This is a genomic window from Pseudomonas sp. 3-2 (assembly GCF_019710535.1).
Classification (GTDB): Bacteria; Pseudomonadota; Gammaproteobacteria; order Pseudomonadales; family Pseudomonadaceae; genus Aquipseudomonas; species Aquipseudomonas pharyngis.
On record NZ_CP081200.1, the window covers coordinates 4,853,915 to 4,870,740 of the forward strand.

Genomic DNA, 16,826 nt, shown 5'->3' on the forward strand with positions numbered 1-16,826 from the left:
GCAATTGAAGAAGATGGACCATTTCCAGGCGCGCAGATGATAGCTGCCGGCCAAATGCTATCAAGCGATTTCGCGCGACTCTGAAGTCACCGAACGGGTTATCGGCCGGATCAGCGGTTCTCTTGAAGCGGGGGTTCAAGATTCGTTGCGCAAGGATTACCCTGCGCGGCGGTTCTCACCTTCCAACGGCAAAGGATTCATCGTGTACATCAAGGGACGCTACATCGTGTCGGCCTGTGCGCTGCTGTTTTTTCAGCAGGCACTGGCGAGCGGAATGGATTGCACAAAGGCTGCGAGTGTTGTGGAGCAGGCGATTTGCGCGGACAAGCCGCTATATGAGCTGGATGTGCAGATGGGGGCGGCTTACCGGAAGTTGATGAAAGCTGCCCCGGAGCAGGCCGAAGTGAAAAAGGCTCAGCGTCAGTGGCTGAAAGAGCGTGATCGATGTGGCGAGGAGTTCGGTTGTCTGAACCAGCGTTATCAGGATCGTTTGCAGGTCTTGCACGCGCAGTGGATCGAGGCGGCGGCCTACAAGCCAGACGACATTGATAGACAGGTCATGGAGGATCTACAACAACGGATTCGGGAGATGAGCAAGGAGAACCCGGAGTTTGCGCTGGAGCGGGCGCTGGATTCTCTGACCCTTGGCTACGTCGGCAGCTCATTTTCAGCCGAATTGGATGAAGATGAGCAACCGCTCTTCCCTACGACCATTCCCAAAGATGTCACGCAAGACGAGTGGAAAGCACTGCAAGCATCCGACATCAAGGGAGCCGCAGAGTCCGGCCAAACCTCGTACACCCTGATGGATCTGGATGGTGACGGCCAGCGCGACCTCATTGTGGAAACCTACGCTGGCGGCACCGGGATGTTTCATTACACGGAAACCTGGCGTCACGTCGACGGCAGATTTATCAGGAGAACGGCTGAGATTGCCCCTCAGACCAGTAACGACAGTGTCCTTTTCTATACCAATGACCGCGGCGCCAATCAATCCGCGTACCTGATTGGTGCTCGCGGAAAAATCTATTTCGCCTACCGAAACGGCAGCTACGGCGAAGATCAGGTCTATCTGCTCAATCCCCTGAAGATCAACCGGGAGGCGCCAACGATCAGCGTGCGCTATGACTACCAACTGACCGTTCCACATACTCAGCACATCGAGGACAGCGATAAAGCCTACGAACTGGAACCGTCCCTGCAGAAGGTTCTAGCCCAGGCGGTGGCCGGCATGAATGCAAATCCAGGGATGACGGGACAGCAGAAAACACCACTCTGCCCCATCCCTCCATCCGCCAAGGACACTGAGGAGTACTACGGCTATGGCGCGAGTTACTACGCGATCGAACCTGTCGCCGATTTCCCCGTAGTCATTGGTGATGATTGTTATGTCGCACGACTGATCAACTGGTTCGGTACCTACGACGAAAAAAGCGGTCTGCCTGCGTTACTGTTGATGCGCAAACCCGAGTCCGAAGATCCGCAGCGCAGTTATTCAGTGAACGGGCGCCGGCACATCACGCAGGTCAGCACGTCAGTGGGCAAAACCGAAGGCGGAGCTGATAATTTCTAAAGCTTCGCGCCTTTCGAAATACAAAAAAGCCCCACCAGATTTCTCTGCATGGGGCTTTTCAATTCAGGGCGCTTCTCAGACCTCCGCCACCAACACATCGGCAATCCGAATACTCAATGCCGCACCTGTCAGCGTCGGGTTCACGCAGGAGGACGATGGCATGACGCTCGTGCCTGCGATGAACAGGTTCGAATGGTCGTGACTGCGGCAATCGCGGTCCACCACCGAATCTTTCGGATCATCGCCCATGATGGTGGTGCCCATGATGTGCTGACGGTTCTGGAAGCCCGTGTCCGTGCTGAGGATGTCGGCGTCGAGCAGTTTTGCAAACTGCTTGAAGTCTTCCAGCGCCTTCTCTTTACCGGCGTGCCAGTAGTCGGGAACGCTGTAGTAGATCTCGGGAACCGGCAGACCGATGGCGTCGAACTTGGTCTTGCTCGGGGTGACCCGGTTTTCCGGCAGCGGCAAGGTTTCGAAATCGACGGCCCAGTTCAGGGAGCGCGCCGATTGCAGGCGGATCTGCTCATCGAGCTTCGAGCCCAGCACGCCTTTGGCAATCAGGTTCGAAGTGATTTGCGACGTCGGCACGGTGTTGCGTACCTTGATCTTGTAGCTCGGGTAATCGTTGCGAAACGCGCCATCGCGACTGTTCAGATAGACCAACAATTGCGTCGGCCCTTCGCCCGGCCACATGTCTTCCTTGGTCATGACGTTCATGCTGATGCCGGTGTGGTCCATCAGGTTGCGCCCGACCTGATCCGAGGAGTTGGCAATCCCGTTCGGGTACTTTTCCGAGGTCGACATCAACAGCAGCTTCGGCGACTCGATACCGTATGCCGCCAGTACAAAGGCCCGGGCGGTCAGTTTGTGTTTGGACTTGTCGGGGCGCATGTACCAGATCGCAGTGATCTTGCCGTCGTCGCCCGCCTCGATCTTGTAGACGACGGAGTTGTCCAGCACCTTGGCGCCATGGCGCTCGGCTTCATCGATGTGCATCGAACCATCGTACTTGGCGGCAATCGGACACACCGGGTTGCAGTTGTTGTTGCCGGCACAGGGAGGCCGTTTGCCATAGGGGCGGGTCGCCCGGCCATTCGGCTCGAGGATCGGGTTATACCCGCCCTTGCCGAGCAATTCGGAAAGGCGCTTGAACATGTAGCTCGGCTTCAGGCCCTCCATCGGATAGGGAATCGAGCGCGGCGGATAGGCGTCCCCGCCCTGCCCGCTTTCGTCCTGGCCGTCGACGCCGGAAACGCCCAGTTCGATTTCAGCTCGAGCGTAATACGGTTCCAGTTCGTCATAACTGATGGGCCAGTCACGACCACGGCCATACAGCGACTTGAGACGAAAATCATTGGGCAGCATGCGCCACAGCGAGGAACCGAAATGCCAGGTGGTGCCACCCACCACACGCAGATAAGAGGTGTTGTATTTCACCGGCCCTACCTGCTGCAGATAGTCGCCATAGGTAGAGGGCGCGTGGGGCAGGCTCGGATAAGGCGACCCGGCGCCCTGCAGCTTGGCATTGGCCAGCGAGAGTTTTACCGGGGCATTGCGGAATGTTTCTACCACATCACGGCGATTCACCCGGGGACCGGCCTCGAGCACGATCACCGACTTGTTCGCTTTGGCCAGGCCCGTGGCGATCAGACCGCCCATGACACCGGAACCGATGATCACCACATCGGCATCGAATTGATCGCTGCTCATACTGTCGAGTCCTGATTGACTGCTGGCTTGGGACCCCATGAATCCGGGCCGCCACCGTAGGTTGGAATGATGAGAATGCCGTGAGTGGGCTGATACATCATGGCGAGGGAATAGCTGATCAACTCGGCATCCGCCGGCTCACCGACGATACCCAGATACCAGGCGGAAATGATGCTGGTGGCCGTGGCCCGCAGCGACGGATCCGGGTTCGGTTGCGCCAGGTATTCATCGACATGCTTGTAACCCTGTGCGCCGATCAATTGTTTCAGGGCAATCACGTTGGTCGAGAAATTCGGCGCGCGCTTGTCCAGCGCGGCGTAGTAACGACCGGCCAGAACCGGATTGACCGCACGGCTGACCAGAAACTGCGACAGCGCAATGAAATCGTCGCTCGAAACCTGCGCTGCCAGCACCGACTGCCAGGGCAGCGCACTGCCGATCATCGCGGCCAGGCCCAGCGTCACGGAACCGCGCAACAGATTGCGGCGAGTGAGCCCAGTCGAGCTTTCGGTTTGAGTTTTTTCGTGTTTGTGCGTCATTGAAGTGTCCATTGCTCAGGCCTCCTTGCGCCGACGTGCAATCAAGGCCCATGCGCCCAGGCCGATCAACACGCACACGAGAATGATGACCGGGATCGTAAACTTCGCCATCACTGCCAGTGGCGCCTGGGGCCCACCGTTGCGTACCTGTGCCACATCGGCGGCGGTGACAACCGTGTCGGCATTGCCGTAGCGCGACAGCACGTAGTTGCTGACGTCGGCAATCTGCTGGTCGTTCAGGCGGTCGGTGAACAACGCGTCCGGGCCGAAACCCGGCATGTCGATGGCCACACCGTCGACTTCACGATGCACGCCGTACACGATGGCTGCGATCAGGTTGTCGCTGCGACTGGTGGCAGTGTTGTGAAACAGCGATGGGTATTCCCGCGTGCCCTGACCGTCCGGCTGATGGCAATTGGCGCAAGTGCCACTGAAAATATGCCAGCCTGGGTTGTCCCCCGGTTTGCCTCCGCGCAGCGTCAACTCATCGACCGATGCCTGACCGTACTCGTGCCGGGCCTTGCTCTCCCCGGTCTTGATCGGCGTGGTCTGCAACAGATAGGCCGCGATGGCTTTGAGATCCGCATCGCTCAGATGCTGCAGACTGTTCTCCACCGCCTCGGCCATTGGGCCTGCCGCCTGGGCCTTGCCCTCGACGTGACCGGTACGCAGATAGGCCACGATCTCGTCGCTCGACCAGGCACCGATGCCGCTGACTTTGTCGGAAGTGATATTGGGGGCATACCAACTGCCCAGTGATCCGCCGGCCAACGGTTTTGCGCTGTCGGCCGCCATCAGGACATTGCGCGGTGTGTGGCAGGTATCGCAGTGAGCCAGGCCGTTGACCAGATAGTCGCCACGGTTGACCTCGGCAGGCTTGGCCGGATCCGGCGTAAAGCGCGCCGTGCTGTGGAACAGCGCGTTCCAGCCAATCATCGATGCGCGGATATTGAACGGGAAATCCAGAGCGGTTTCCTGGTTCGGCGTATCGACCGGCGCCACTTCATGCATGAAGTAGTCGTAGAGCGCAGCAATGTCGCTGTCGGTCATCTTCGAATAGGAGGTGTAGGGCATCGCCGGGTAAAGCCGAGTGCCATCGGCCGCCACCCCGTCACGCACCGCACGGGCGAATTGCTCAGACGTGTAATTGCCGATGCCCGCCGTTTTCGAAGGCGTGATGTTGGTCGAGTAGATCGTGCCCATCGGTGAGCCGAGCGGATAGCCGCCCGCAAAAGCCCTGCCGCCTGGCGCCGTATGGCAAGCCACACAGTCAGCCGCTACCGCCAGACGCTTGCCCGCCGAGGCCGTGCTGTCGAGCGTCTCGCCGTACGCGGTGCCAGCTATGGCGATCAGCAGCGTAACCAATCCGGCAGAGGCGTACCCCTTGCGTTTCCCTTTATCAATGCGACGCGACATGAGTCCTACCCTAGGCTGCTTCGTTCTTTTTTTTCACGGTTCTGGAAATCACGAACACAGCGTCCTCGTCATCTTGAGCGACAAGGACGAAGAGGTACGATGTCGTACGTATTTATTGGAATATTCCACATAATGTAACACTTGGCAACAAATAGAAAAGGCCAAGTGCCATCTTTTGTATGTATGTGCTGAATGCTCTAAAACGCTGGTTACAAGGGGGTTTAATGCGGAATATATTTAGATAAGAAACAACTGGTAACCCTACAGTTGTGGACTCCGCAGCCGAAAGATGTACGACGACAAGCCATTTCGTACGAGCTGCGCTCGATATTGCTCCGCCCCCACATGTCAGCAGGATGCCCCTTATGAGTTGGTTGAATGACGCAAGACTTTCCACGAAATTGATCACGGCCTTCGCGGCGTGCGCCTTCATCACCCTAGGGGTGGGCCTGCTGGGAAGCCGGGGAGTGACCGAACTCTCGACAAGCCTCAGATCGGTGTTCGGCAACAACCTCGTCGCCGTCGCCAACATCGCGCAGACCAAAATCAAGGCTGTCGGACAGACCCGTGACATGTATCGGCTTTACGTCGCCACTGCCGCCAACCTGCCCCAGAGCACCAAAGACGAATTTCTCGCCTCGATGAGCGCCAACCAGTTGGCGAGTGAAAAAGCCTTTGCCGAATACCGGAAAACCGAGCTTGCCGACGACGAACGTGCAGCCGGTGACCGGATGGAGAAGGCCTGGCCCGTTTACCAGGCGATCGTGCAAAGGTATCTGGGCCTGATGAAGGCCGGCGACCTGGAAAATGGCCGCGAACTGCTGCTCGGCGACCTGCAGAAAAACTACCGCGTCGTCATGGACGAATTGACCATCATGACCAACTCCAACGACATGCAGGTCAGCGAAGCCGCAAAGCGATCGGTTCTGACGGAGTCCTCTGCCAAGATCTCGCTGTACATCGGCATCGTGCTGGCCTTTGTCGCGGCGATTTTGCTCGGCCTGTTCATCAGCCGACTGATCAGCCGCCCCATCTCCAAAGCCGTTGAAAGCGCCCGAAGCATCGCTGGCGGCGACTTGACTCAAAACATCGTCAGCACCGGCCGCGACGAGGCCGGCCAGCTGCTCACGGCCCTGGCCGAGATGCAGGGCAGTCTGAAAAGCACTATTCAGCAGATCGCCAGCGCGGCGGATCAACTGGCGTCCGCCGCCGAAGAACTCACCGCCGTCACAGACAATGGAAGCCGCGGACTGATTCGTCAGAACGACGAGATCCAGCAGGCAGCGACGGCTGTCACGGAAATGACCTCCGCCGTGGAGGAAGTTGCGCGCAATGCGGTATCCACCTCCGAGGCCTCCCAGACCACCAGCCGGGAAGCCAGCAACGGCCGCGATCAAGCGCGAAACGCCGTTGCCGCGATCAACCATGCAACCACGGAAATCGCCACCTCCACCACCATGGTCAAGGACCTGGCGGAGAAAGTACGGGACATCGGCAAGGTTCTGGATGTGATCCGGGGGATTGCCGAGCAAACCAATCTGCTGGCGCTTAACGCCGCCATCGAGGCTGCACGCGCGGGTGAGCAAGGTCGAGGTTTTGCCGTGGTCGCCGACGAGGTACGAGCCCTGGCGGCAAGAACCCAGGCTTCGACGGGGGAAATCGAAGGCATGATCAACGACGTTCGCAACAGTGCAGACGAAGCCGTCGGCGCCATGGGGAAAAGCCAGGCGCTGGTCAGCGAAACCCAGTCACTGGCGCAAGCGACCGGCCAGGCGTTGGAGCTGATTGCCGACGGCATCTCGCAGATCAATGATCGCAACCTCGTCATCGCCACAGCCTCGGAAGAACAGGCACACGTAGCTCGCGAAGTGGACCGAAATCTGGTCAACATCCAGGATCTCTCCACCCAGACGGCGGCAGGCGCGCATCAGACCAGCGCCTCGACCCAGGAACTGTCCAACCTGGCGGCGTCGTTCAACACCCTGGTCAGTCGCTTCCGCTTGTAAACTCGCGACAACAAAAAAGCCCCGCCAGATCACTCTGCGCGGGGCTTTTTCCATAGATGGTGTCCCAGGGCAGGTTCGAACTGCCAACCTTCCCCTTAGGAGGGGGATGCTCTATCCAATTGAGCTACTGGGACACAAATCTGTCGGTGCGACAGACGGCGTGCATGTTAACGGCCGGGCCCTGTTTTGTCATGTCGTCCGCAGGGCTTTTTAAGTGTAGGCAGGCGCCTTGCAAGGGTGCCGGACGTTTTACCGTGCAATTTGCATCATCCGCAAAAGCCATCATTGCAAAATGCAATGTACGGGACTCGAAAAACCCTTCTAAATGCTTGTTTTTAAAGGACTTAACAGAGGTTAGACTGTTGGCACGACGGCTGCTTTACAGGTTCTTATACAAGAACAACCGGAGACTCGTCTCATGAACAGCGCCCTCGTGTTCGCAAACGCAATCGCACTGACTGTCCTGGTGGGCTTTCACTTCGCCCCCGAGGACAACGAGAAAGTGGCCGGGCGCATGCCGCACTACCTGCAAGTGCAGAAGGCGCCACAATGGGCGGTCTTGAGCGATCAAAGCTTCGCTCCGCAAGCAGTCAGCGAGTCTGAACAGGCGTTGCCGACGCATTCGACTGAACGTCTGGTTTTTTGAAATATCTTCAGGAGTACAGCATGTCCAAGTCAGCTGCAGGATTTCTGATCCTCGCCTTATTGAGTGGCCTCGGGCATTTTTCGCTGTTCGAGGAAACCGAAATATCCCTGCCCTTGATCGGTTGCGGCGTCTTTTCGGCGCTGTTCGTATTGGCACTGGTGGCCGGGCGCAAGATCAAGTTTGATCCGGTATTGCGCTGAACCTGACCAGCTCCAGCAGATGATTGACTGCATCGGCCAGAGCGCCCGAGTTGTCGATCAGGTGCACAGGACTATCAGTTGAACGCCTGTCCTTGAACAGCGTATTGCGCGCCAGCCTCGCATCGATCTGCTCAAGCGTCTCCCGGCCACGCCGGAGCAGTCGCTCACGCAGGACATCCTCCCGAACCGTCAGCAACACCGGCACCAAAGTCGGGTAGCTTTCCAGCGCTTGCCGAAGGTTTGCCCGAGAGCCGTTTACCAGGACGTGTTTGCCGGCTTTCAGCCATTGATCCATTTCCACCGGAATGCCATAGGCGAGACCGTTAGCCTGCCACGCCAGTGAAAACTCGCCGGCACGCTGACGTCGGTCGAACTCCTGCGGCGTCACACCGATCGCATCCTCACCCACGGATTCGGCCGAACGGGTGATGACCCGGCGCATGACTTCACAATTCAACGCCCGCAAAGGTTCGCGCGCAGCCTCAATCAGGCTGTCCTTGCCGGAGCCGGAAGGTCCCATGAGATAAATCAAATTTCCATCCATCCTGAAAACGCCCTCCGGCGGGCAGTTGCCCCTAGTAAATCGGCCATTTGCCACTATCCTGTACAAGGTAAGGAACAACGATTCAACCCGCATAGCATGCACGTTCTGAGGCCTTCGGGCATCAGCCGACGTGCTTCAGGAGGCGGTCAGCGATACGGGCCGATGCATTCTTTTCAAACCAGTCCGCATTTCTGATAATTGGTGCTGGCATTACGCCTTTACCCGGATCAATATTTGTCACAGAATTGACGCCAATGATCTGGCAATTTTGAGGCATGATGCGCGCCTCTTAACAATTCAGGTTGAACCATTTGGCGCGGATGCTTGTCCTACCACACATCCTGCGGCCAATCCCGAGAACCGCTCCCCTGAACTAACCGGTTAAATATATGCGCCCATTGAAACAGGCAATTTATTCCAGCCGTACGGCTGACAAGTTCGTCGTACGTCTGCCAGACGGAATGCGTGAACGCATTGCCGAGGTGGCTCGCAATCATCACCGCAGCATGAACTCCGAGATCATTGCGCGCCTTGAGCAGAGTCTTATTCAGGAAGGTGCACTGGGCGAAGAACTGAGCATGCGCCTGGACAGCCCTGAGCTGTCGTTGCACGAACGCGAGCTGCTGCAACGCTTCCGCCAACTCTCCCATCGCCAGCAGAACGCGCTGGTGTCTCTGATCGCCCACGACGCCGAAATGGCCGCAGACGCATCCTGAGCCAAACCGAACATCTCAAGCCAGCATGAATGCTGGCTTTTTTTTGCCTGCAATTTGAGTTTTCCAAGGACGTAAAAAAGCCCGCCAATCGGCGGGCTGTTTCAATGCAGTCGGTCAGAGCAGGAAGATCGTCGCCAGCCCCAGAAAGATGAAGAAGCCGCCACTGTCGGTCATGGCCGTGATCATCACGCTGGCGCCCATCGCCGGATCGCGACCCATCTTCGCCAGGGTCATAGGGATCAACACCCCCATCAACGCTGCGAGTAGCAAGTTCAATGTCATGGCAGCCGTCATCACGACGCCTAGTGACCAGCTTCCGTAGAGCAAGTAAGCAACCACGCCGATCACGCCACCCCAGACCAGGCCGTTGATCAACGCCACGGCGAGCTCCTTGCGCATCAGACGCGAGGTATTGCCGGTGCTGACCTGATCGAGGGCCATGGCGCGAACGATCATGGTAATCGTCTGGTTGCCGGAGTTACCGCCAATGCCCGCCACGATCGGCATCAGCGCCGCCAGGGCCACCAGCTTCTCGATCGAACCTTCGAACAGGCCGATCACCCGCGAGGCGACGAACGCCGTGATCAGGTTGATCGCCAGCCACGCCCAACGGTTGCGCAGAGATTTCCAGACCGAAGCGAAAATATCTTCCTCTTCACGCAGACCCGCCATGTTGAGGACTTCGCTTTCGCTCTCTTCACGAATCAGGTCGACCATTTCGTCGATGGTCAGACGGCCGATCAGCTTGCCGTTCTTGTCGACCACCGGGGCCGAGATCAAGTCGTAACGTTCGAACGCCTGAGCGGCGTCGTAGGCGTCTTCATCCGGGTGAAAACTCACCGGGTCACTCGCCATGACTTCGGAAACCTGTTTCTCCGGATCATTGACCAGCAAACGCTTGATCGGCAGCACGCCCTTGAGCACGCCGTCGTAGTCGACCACGAACAGTTTGTCGGTATGGCCCGGCAGCTCTTTGAGGCGGCGCAGGTAACGCAGAACCACTTCGAGACTGACATCCTCACGGATGGTCACCATCTCGAAGTCCATCAGCGCACCGACCTGCTCCTCGTCGTAGGAGAGAGCAGAACGCACACGTTCGCGTTGCTGCTGGTCCAGAGTCTCCATCAGCTCATGGACGACGTCTCGCGGCAGCTCGGAGGCCAGGTCAGCAAGCTCGTCGGCATCCATGTCCTTGGCCGCAGCCAGGAGCTCGTGATCGTCCATGTCGGCGATCAGGGTTTCACGGACGGAATCGGATACTTCGAGAAGAATGTCGCCGTCGCGATCAGCCTTGACCAACTGCCAGAGCGTCAGACGATCGTCCAGCGGCAGGGCTTCAAGAATGTAGGCGACGTCGGCGGAGTGCAGATCATCGAGCTTGCGTTGCAACTCGACGAGGTTTTGCCGGTGGACCAGGTTCTCGACCCGGTCATGATGCGGGCCTTCCTGGCGATGAGTCAGGTCTTCGACGACCCGTTGGCGCTGCAGCAGCTCGACGACCTGAGCCAGGCGATCCTGCAGGCTTTCCTGTGTTTTCTTTACTTCGATTTCGGACATAGGCGAACTCCACTCCCAGCAGCGGGGCACGCCGGAAGGATCAATCAGTCAATTCATGATTGGTGAAACGGGTTACTGAATAACTACTGGGTAAGTCCATGGAGGTTTTCCATAAGCCCCGGCGGGGCTGACGGGCGCAATGATACACCGCCTGACGGTTTTAAACGTTAAAAAATCGTGGCTGAAACAAGCGCTTGCGAGACAAAGCTGAGCGCTGTCCTGATCCTTCACACTGCGACGACTCATCCTGAAAAGAAAACACACCGGCGGTGAAAAAACTGCCGGCTAAGCTTGAGAAGGATCGTCATGGAGGACGCCGAATGCCATCGAAAACATCCCGATTCATGCTGACCACCCTGCTCTGCCTGCCCACCATCGGGAACGCAACGACACTTCATCGCTGCGAAGCTTCTGATGGTAGCGTCACGTTCACAACGCTGAGCTGTGCGAACGACGAGCACCTTTCGTTGCAGGAAGTTCGCCCCTACTCGCCAGGCTCGACAGTCAACCTGATACCCGAAGCCCGGCATGAAGAAATATCCGGTATGAATATCAGAAAACGAGAAATGGCCGTCGTTGGGCGCACCCAGGACAAATGCGGAGATCTGATCGACGCACGACAGAAGCGCGAGGCGATCATCAATCAACGAATCATCGCCGGCATGAGCCAACAGGATGTTGAAAGCGCTTTGGGCAAACCCGACAAGGTGAGCATCCGCAATTCGGCAACGAGTTATCGTTACGACCTCAAGCGAGGGCGCAGTGCTCAAATCGATTTTGATGAGAAAGGATGCGTGACAGGAAAAGCCAAATCCAGGACAGCAAAAAGCCCGCGTTAAACGCGGGCTTTTCGGTATATGGTGCACTCGACAGGATTCGAACCTGTGACCGCTCGGTTCGTAGCCGAGTACTCTATCCAGCTGAGCTACGAGTGCAATTTGTGTTTTTAGACCAGACCACAACTGGCTGTAACCAAGTCATCCGCATCGCTGCAACTGACTCTTAAATGGTGCACTCGACAGGATTCGAACCTGTGACCGCTCGGTTCGTAGCCGAGTACTCTATCCAGCTGAGCTACGAGTGCATTTTGTGTTTTTAGACCAGATCACAACTGGTTGAAGCCGAGTCATTTACATCGCTGCAATTGACTCTTAAATGGTGCACTCGACAGGATTCGAACCTGTGACCGCTCGGTTCGTAGCCGAGTACTCTATCCAGCTGAGCTACGAGTGCATTTGTTGCGCCGCATTATAGCCCGTCTAATCTCTATTCCAACCACTTTTTCTATAAATTTCAACAACTTACATAAAAAGCCAGATTACAACGTACTAAGCAAATAATGGCGGAGAACGGGGGATTCGAACCCCCGACACCCTTTTGAGGTGTACTCCCTTAGCAGGGGAGCGCCTTCGGCCACTCGGCCAGCTCTCCGCAACACGGGGCGTATATTAACCACCTTCTTCCCCGTTTGCAAACATAAAAATCGATAAAAATTAATGGCTTGGTTCTTCGTCCTTCTCTTTCTTTATACGCAGATAGATTTCTTCACGGTGCACGGCCACCTCTTTCGGGGCGTTGACGCCGATACGCACTTGATTTCCTTTGACGCCGAGCACGGTCACGGTGATTTCGCCATCACCGATAATCAGGCTTTCTGCGCACCGACGAGTCAGAATCAGCATACCTTTCTCCTCACGCGAATCATTTCAGGGACAACAGTCTGCAAAAAAAAGGCACCCGACCTACAACCGGAGCGATCGTAGCCCTACATGCCTGAGTATTGACCAGCGCGAGCAAAAGAACAGTTCGGGGGCTCGCGCCATTCAAAAAATAAAGGGCGCGGTCAGACCGCGCCCTTCAGACAACGCATCACTCGCCCTGACGGGCCGGAGCGTCGAGCTCGAAAGCCGTGTGCAGGGCGCGCACGGCCAGTTCCAGGTACTTCTCTTCGATCACCACGGAAACCTTGATTTCCGAGGTCGAGATCATCTGGATGTTGATGCTTTCCTTTGCCAGGGATTCAAACATGCGGCTGGCCACGCCTGCGTGGGAACGCATACCGACGCCGACGATCGAGACCTTGGCAATCTTGGTGTCGCCAACCACTTCACGGGCACCGATCTCGCGAGCGGTGTTTTCCAGCACGGTTTGCGCGGACTGGTAGTCGTTGCGGTGCACGGTGAAGGTGAAGTCGGTAGTGTTATCGTGCGCGACGTTCTGCACGATCATGTCGACTTCGATGTTCGCGGCACTGATCGGGCCGAGAATCTTGAACGCCACGCCCGGGGTGTCTGGCACGCCACGGATGGTCAGCTTGGCTTCATCGCGATTGAAAGCGATGCCGGAAATGATCGGCTGTTCCATGGTTTCCTCTTCATCAATAGTAATGAGGGTGCCCGGACCCTCCTTGAAGCTGTGCAGTACGCGCAGCGGAACGTTGTACTTGCCGGCGAACTCCACCGCGCGGATCTGCAACACCTTGGAACCGAGGCTGGCCATTTCCAGCATCTCTTCGAAGGTGATCTTGTCCAGACGCTGAGCAACCGATACCACGCGCGGGTCAGTGGTATAGACACCATCGACGTCGGTGTAGATCTGGCACTCATCAGCCTTCAGCGCAGCGGCCAGCGCCACGCCGGTGGTGTCGGAACCGCCACGACCCAGGGTCGTGATATTGCCGTGCTCGTCGACGCCCTGGAAACCGGCGACCACCACCACGCGACCTGCTTTCAGGTCACCGCGAATCTTCTGGTCATCGATCTGCAAGATACGCGCTTTATTGTGCGCACTGTCCGTCAGGATCCGCACCTGGTTGCCGGTGTACGACACCGCCGGCACACCGCGCTTGATCAGCGCCATGGCCAACAGGGCGATCGTCACCTGCTCACCTGTGGAAACGATCACATCCAGTTCGCGCGGAACCGGTTGATCTTCGCCACTGATTTGCTTGGCCAGATCGATCAGACGGTTGGTCTCGCCGCTCATTGCAGACAGCACAACCACCAGGTCATCGCCGGCATCGCGGAATTTCTTAACCTTGTCGGCGACCTGCTCGATTCTCTCGACAGTGCCGACCGAGGTGCCTCCAAATTTCTGTACGATCAAAGCCATTTCAAAGCCGCCTCTGCCCATGAAGGGCGCCCAATAATCACTCGAACAGCCGCCGGGCCCGCCACTAGACTGCGGGCCCGACGGGCCGTCTTATAAACCCTGCTCGACGAATGGAACGGTCAGCGCCAGTGCGCCATCCAGTGCGCCGGCGTCGACACCGCCGCCCTGCGCCATGTCCGGACGACCACCGCCCTTCCCGCCCACTGCCGCAGCAGCCTGTTTCATCAAATCACCGGCTTTGAGTTGGCCAGTCAGGTCCTTGGTCACGCCTGCGACCAGTACGACCTTTTCCTCATGGACACTGCCGAGCAGGATCACTGCGCGGCCGAGTTTGTTTTTCAGCTGATCGACCAGCGCCAGCAGCGCCTTGCCGTCCTGACCATCCAGACGCACGGCCAGCACTTTCACGCCCTTGACGTCCACAGCCGAAGCCGACAGATCGTCGCCCGCAGCGGCGGCAGCCTTGGCCTGCAACTGCTCGAGCTGCTTTTCAAGCGCACGGTTGCGCTCCAGCACCGCCGACAGCTTGTCGATCAGGTTGTCGCGGCTGCCCTTGACCAGGCTGGCCGCTTCCTTGAGTTGTTCTTCAGCAGCGTTCAAGTAAGCCAGCGCCGCAGCGCCAGTGACCGCTTCGATACGACGCACGCCCGATGCCACACCGCCTTCGCTGATGATTTTCAGCAGGCCGATGTCGCCGGTACGGTTGGCGTGGATACCGCCGCACAGTTCGACGGAGAAATCACCGCCCATGCTCAGCACGCGCACGTTGTCGCCATACTTCTCGCCGAACAGCGCCATCGCGCCTTTCTGCTTGGCGGTTTCGATGTCGGTTTCTTCGGTTTCAACGGCGGAGTTCTTGCGGATCTCGGCGTTGACGATGTCTTCCAGCGCCTTGATCTGCTCAGGCTTGATCGCTTCGAAGTGACTGAAGTCGAAACGCAGGCGCTGACTGTCGACCAGCGAGCCCTTCTGTTGAACGTGGTCGCCCAGCACTTTGCGCAGCGCAGCGTGCAGCAAGTGAGTGGCCGAGTGGTTCAGCGAAGTGGCGTGACGCACGTCGGCTTCGACGTGGGTTTCCACCGGTGCGCCAACGATCAGGCTGCCCGACGCCAGTACACCGTGGTGCAGGAACGCGCCGCCGGTCTTGGTGGTGTCGCGCACGTCGAAACGGCTGTTGCCGGCCTGCAGGTAACCGCAATCGCCAACCTGGCCGCCGGATTCGGCGTAGAACGGGGTCTGGTTCAGCACCACAACGCCTTCCTGCCCTTCACTCAAGACGTCCACGGACTGGCCATCTTTATAGAGCGCAACGACTTTTGCCGAACCGCTGGTGGCGTGATAACCGGTGAATTCGGTGTCGACGTCTACCTTGACCAGGCTGTTGTAGTCCAGACCGAACGAGCTGGCGGAACGTGCACGGACGCGCTGGGCTTCCATTTCACGCTCGAAACCGGCTTCGTCGATGGTCAGGCTGCGCTCGCGGGCGATGTCCGCGGTCAGGTCCATCGGGAAACCGTAGGTGTCGTAGAGCTTGAACACCACGTCGCCCGGCACCACGTCGCCTTTGAGCTCGGCCAGATCCTGCTCGAGGATTTTCAGGCCCTGCTCCAGGGTCTTGGCGAACTGCTCTTCTTCGGCCTTCAGTACGCGCTCGATATGCGCCTGCTGGGATTTCAGTTCCGGGAACGCTTCGCCCATCTCGGCCACGAGTGCGGCAACGATCTGGTAGAAGAAGCTGCCCTTGGCGCCCAGCTTGTTGCCGTGACGGCAGGCGCGACGGATGATCCGGCGCAGCACATAACCGCGACCCTCGTTGGACGGCAGCACGCCGTCGGCAATCAGGAAGCCGCAGGAACGGATGTGGTCCGCCACGACTTTCAGCGACGCCTGATTGTCATTGCTGCAGCCGATGGCCTTGGCCGATGCGGCCAGCAGGCTCTGGAACAGGTCGATTTCATAGTTCGAGTGAACGTGCTGCAGCACGGCACTGATCCGCTCAAGACCCATGCCGGTGTCCACCGACGGCGCTGGCAGCGGGTGCAACACGCCATCGGCGGTGCGGTTGAACTGCATGAACACGTTGTTCCAGATTTCGATGTAACGGTCGCCGTCTTCTTCCGGCGAGCCCGGTGGGCCGCCCCAGATGTCGGCGCCGTGATCGTAGAAAATCTCGGTGCAAGGACCGCACGGGCCGGTATCGCCCATGGTCCAGAAGTTGTCGGACGCGTAAGGCGCGCCTTTGTTGTCGCCGATGCGCACCATGCGCTCGGCCGGCACACCGACTTCCTTGGTCCAGATGTCGTAAGCCTCGTCATCGCTGGCGTAGACGGTGACCCACAGCTTTTCCTTCGGCAGGTTCAGCCACTTCTCGGAGGTCAGGAAGTTCCAGGCGTAGGTGATGGCATCACGCTTGAAGTAGTCGCCGAAGCTGAAGTTACCCAGCATTTCGAAGAAGGTGTGGTGACGGGCGGTGTAACCGACGTTTTCCAGGTCGTTGTGCTTGCCGCCGGCGCGCACGCATTTCTGGCTGGAGACGGCGCGGGTGTACGCGCGCTTTTCCTGGCCCAGGAAGCAGTCCTTGAACTGGTTCATCCCCGCGTTGGTGAACAGCAGGGTGGGGTCGTTGCCCGGAATCAAAGAGCTGGAGGCTACACGGGTGTGGCCTTGCTCTTCGAAGAAGCGAAGGAAGGCTTCACGGATTTCTGCGCTTTTCATTAGGTTCTTCCACGGAGGCTGCGGCCAAAGGCCTGTACGAAACGTCAACAGACGAAACGACGGCAAAGGGCCGCATTATATCGGCCCTGCGCG

The 16,826-nt window shown here is 58.1% G+C and carries 13 protein-coding genes, 5 tRNA genes and 2 pseudogenes; 7 read left to right on the forward strand and 13 right to left on the reverse strand.

The features are described from left to right. Positions 1–202 precede the first annotated feature (202 nt). Complete coding sequence (locus K3819_RS21960; protein ID WP_221397934.1) at positions 203–1,573, forward strand: lysozyme inhibitor LprI family protein; 1,371 nt, start codon at positions 203–205, stop codon at positions 1,571–1,573. 75 nt (positions 1,574–1,648) lie between these two features. On the opposite strand, the gene K3819_RS21965 is transcribed toward K3819_RS21960, so the two are convergent. The 3 genes from K3819_RS21965 to K3819_RS21975 are packed head-to-tail and all read right to left on the reverse strand — an operon-like array spanning position 1,649 to position 5,238. After that, positions 1,649–3,283 carry a GMC family oxidoreductase gene (locus tag K3819_RS21965; protein ID WP_064383602.1) on the reverse strand — a complete coding sequence of 545 codons (1,635 nt, stop codon included), beginning with the start codon at positions 3,281–3,283 and terminating at the stop codon, positions 1,649–1,651. Continuing rightward, positions 3,280–3,834 carry a sugar dehydrogenase complex small subunit gene (locus K3819_RS21970; RefSeq protein ID WP_085610723.1) on the reverse strand — a complete coding sequence of 185 codons (555 nt, stop codon included), beginning with the start codon at positions 3,832–3,834 and terminating at the stop codon, positions 3,280–3,282. Before K3819_RS21970 ends, K3819_RS21965 begins: the two co-directional genes overlap by 4 nt. A 3-nt stretch (positions 3,835–3,837) precedes the next feature. Further along, positions 3,838–5,238 (reverse strand): cytochrome c, encoded by a 1,401-nt coding sequence (locus K3819_RS21975; RefSeq protein ID WP_221397935.1) that lies wholly within the window; start codon positions 5,236–5,238, stop codon positions 3,838–3,840. A 365-nt stretch (positions 5,239–5,603) separates the two neighbouring features. Between K3819_RS21975 and K3819_RS29750 the strand changes: the two are divergent. Together K3819_RS29750 and K3819_RS29755 are read left to right on the forward strand one after the other, a co-directional pair. Further along, positions 5,604–6,338 (forward strand): annotated as a pseudogene (locus K3819_RS29750) (MCP four helix bundle domain-containing protein); the annotation flags it as partial. Positions 6,339–6,650: 312 nt separating this feature from the next. Beyond that, a pseudogene (locus K3819_RS29755) lies at positions 6,651–7,244 on the forward strand (methyl-accepting chemotaxis protein); the annotation flags it as partial. A gap of 57 nt (positions 7,245–7,301) precedes the next feature. Here K3819_RS29755 and K3819_RS21985 read toward each other — a convergent pair. Beyond that, positions 7,302–7,378, reverse strand: a tRNA-Arg gene (locus K3819_RS21985). 284 nt (positions 7,379–7,662) lie between these two features. Between K3819_RS21985 and K3819_RS21990 the strand changes: the two genes are divergently transcribed. Together K3819_RS21990 and K3819_RS21995 are read left to right on the forward strand one after the other, a co-directional pair. Then, entirely contained in the window at positions 7,663–7,890 is a 228-nt protein-coding gene (locus tag K3819_RS21990) for a hypothetical protein (protein ID WP_085610726.1), read from the forward strand. Positions 7,891–7,910: 20 nt separating this feature from the next. Then, positions 7,911–8,090, forward strand: coding sequence for a PA3371 family protein (locus K3819_RS21995; protein ID WP_007960291.1), 180 nt, complete (start codon positions 7,911–7,913; stop codon positions 8,088–8,090). Here the strand turns inward: K3819_RS21995 and phnN are convergent. Next, positions 8,065–8,634, reverse strand: coding sequence for a phosphonate metabolism protein/1,5-bisphosphokinase (PRPP-forming) PhnN (phnN, locus tag K3819_RS22000; RefSeq protein WP_221397936.1), 570 nt, complete (start codon positions 8,632–8,634; stop codon positions 8,065–8,067). The genes K3819_RS21995 and phnN overlap by 26 nt on opposite strands. Before the next feature lie 389 nt (positions 8,635–9,023). On the opposite strand from phnN, the gene K3819_RS22005 reads away from it, so the two are divergent. Further along, positions 9,024–9,350, forward strand: a complete 327-nt coding sequence (locus tag K3819_RS22005; RefSeq protein WP_003178899.1) for an Arc family DNA-binding protein — start codon at positions 9,024–9,026, stop codon at positions 9,348–9,350. 114 nt (positions 9,351–9,464) lie between these two features. Here K3819_RS22005 and mgtE read toward each other — a convergent pair whose 3' ends face one another. Continuing rightward, entirely contained in the window at positions 9,465–10,907 is a 1,443-nt protein-coding gene (gene mgtE, locus K3819_RS22010; RefSeq protein ID WP_007960287.1) for a magnesium transporter, read from the reverse strand. A gap of 320 nt (positions 10,908–11,227) precedes the next feature. On the opposite strand from mgtE, the gene K3819_RS22015 reads away from it, so the two are divergent. Continuing rightward, the gene (locus K3819_RS22015; RefSeq protein WP_085610729.1) at positions 11,228–11,746 is read left to right on the forward strand and encodes a cell envelope protein SmpA; all 519 of its coding nucleotides are present in this window, start codon (positions 11,228–11,230) and stop codon (positions 11,744–11,746) included. A 19-nt stretch (positions 11,747–11,765) separates the two neighbouring features. On the opposite strand, the gene K3819_RS22020 is transcribed toward K3819_RS22015, so the two are convergent. The 7 genes from K3819_RS22020 to alaS all read right to left on the reverse strand — a co-directional run bounded on the left by K3819_RS22020 (position 11,766) and on the right by alaS (position 16,733). After that, positions 11,766–11,842 (reverse strand) — tRNA-Arg (locus tag K3819_RS22020). 72 nt (positions 11,843–11,914) lie between these two features. After that, positions 11,915–11,991, reverse strand: a tRNA-Arg gene (locus K3819_RS22025). A 72-nt stretch (positions 11,992–12,063) separates the two neighbouring features. Next, positions 12,064–12,140, reverse strand: a tRNA-Arg gene (locus K3819_RS22030). A gap of 107 nt (positions 12,141–12,247) precedes the next feature. Continuing rightward, a tRNA-Ser gene (locus K3819_RS22035) sits at positions 12,248–12,338 on the reverse strand. Between the two features lie 62 nt (positions 12,339–12,400). Next, entirely contained in the window at positions 12,401–12,589 is a 189-nt protein-coding gene (gene csrA, locus K3819_RS22040; protein WP_002554426.1) for a carbon storage regulator CsrA, read from the reverse strand. Between the two features lie 187 nt (positions 12,590–12,776). Beyond that, positions 12,777–14,018: an aspartate kinase gene (locus K3819_RS22045; protein WP_007951048.1), complete on the reverse strand. Its 1,242-nt coding sequence runs from the start codon at positions 14,016–14,018 to the stop codon at positions 12,777–12,779. Positions 14,019–14,108: 90 nt separating this feature from the next. Further along, complete coding sequence (gene alaS / locus K3819_RS22050) at positions 14,109–16,733, reverse strand: alanine--tRNA ligase (RefSeq protein ID WP_039772080.1); 2,625 nt, start codon at positions 16,731–16,733, stop codon at positions 14,109–14,111. Positions 16,734–16,826: the final 93 nt, after the last annotated feature.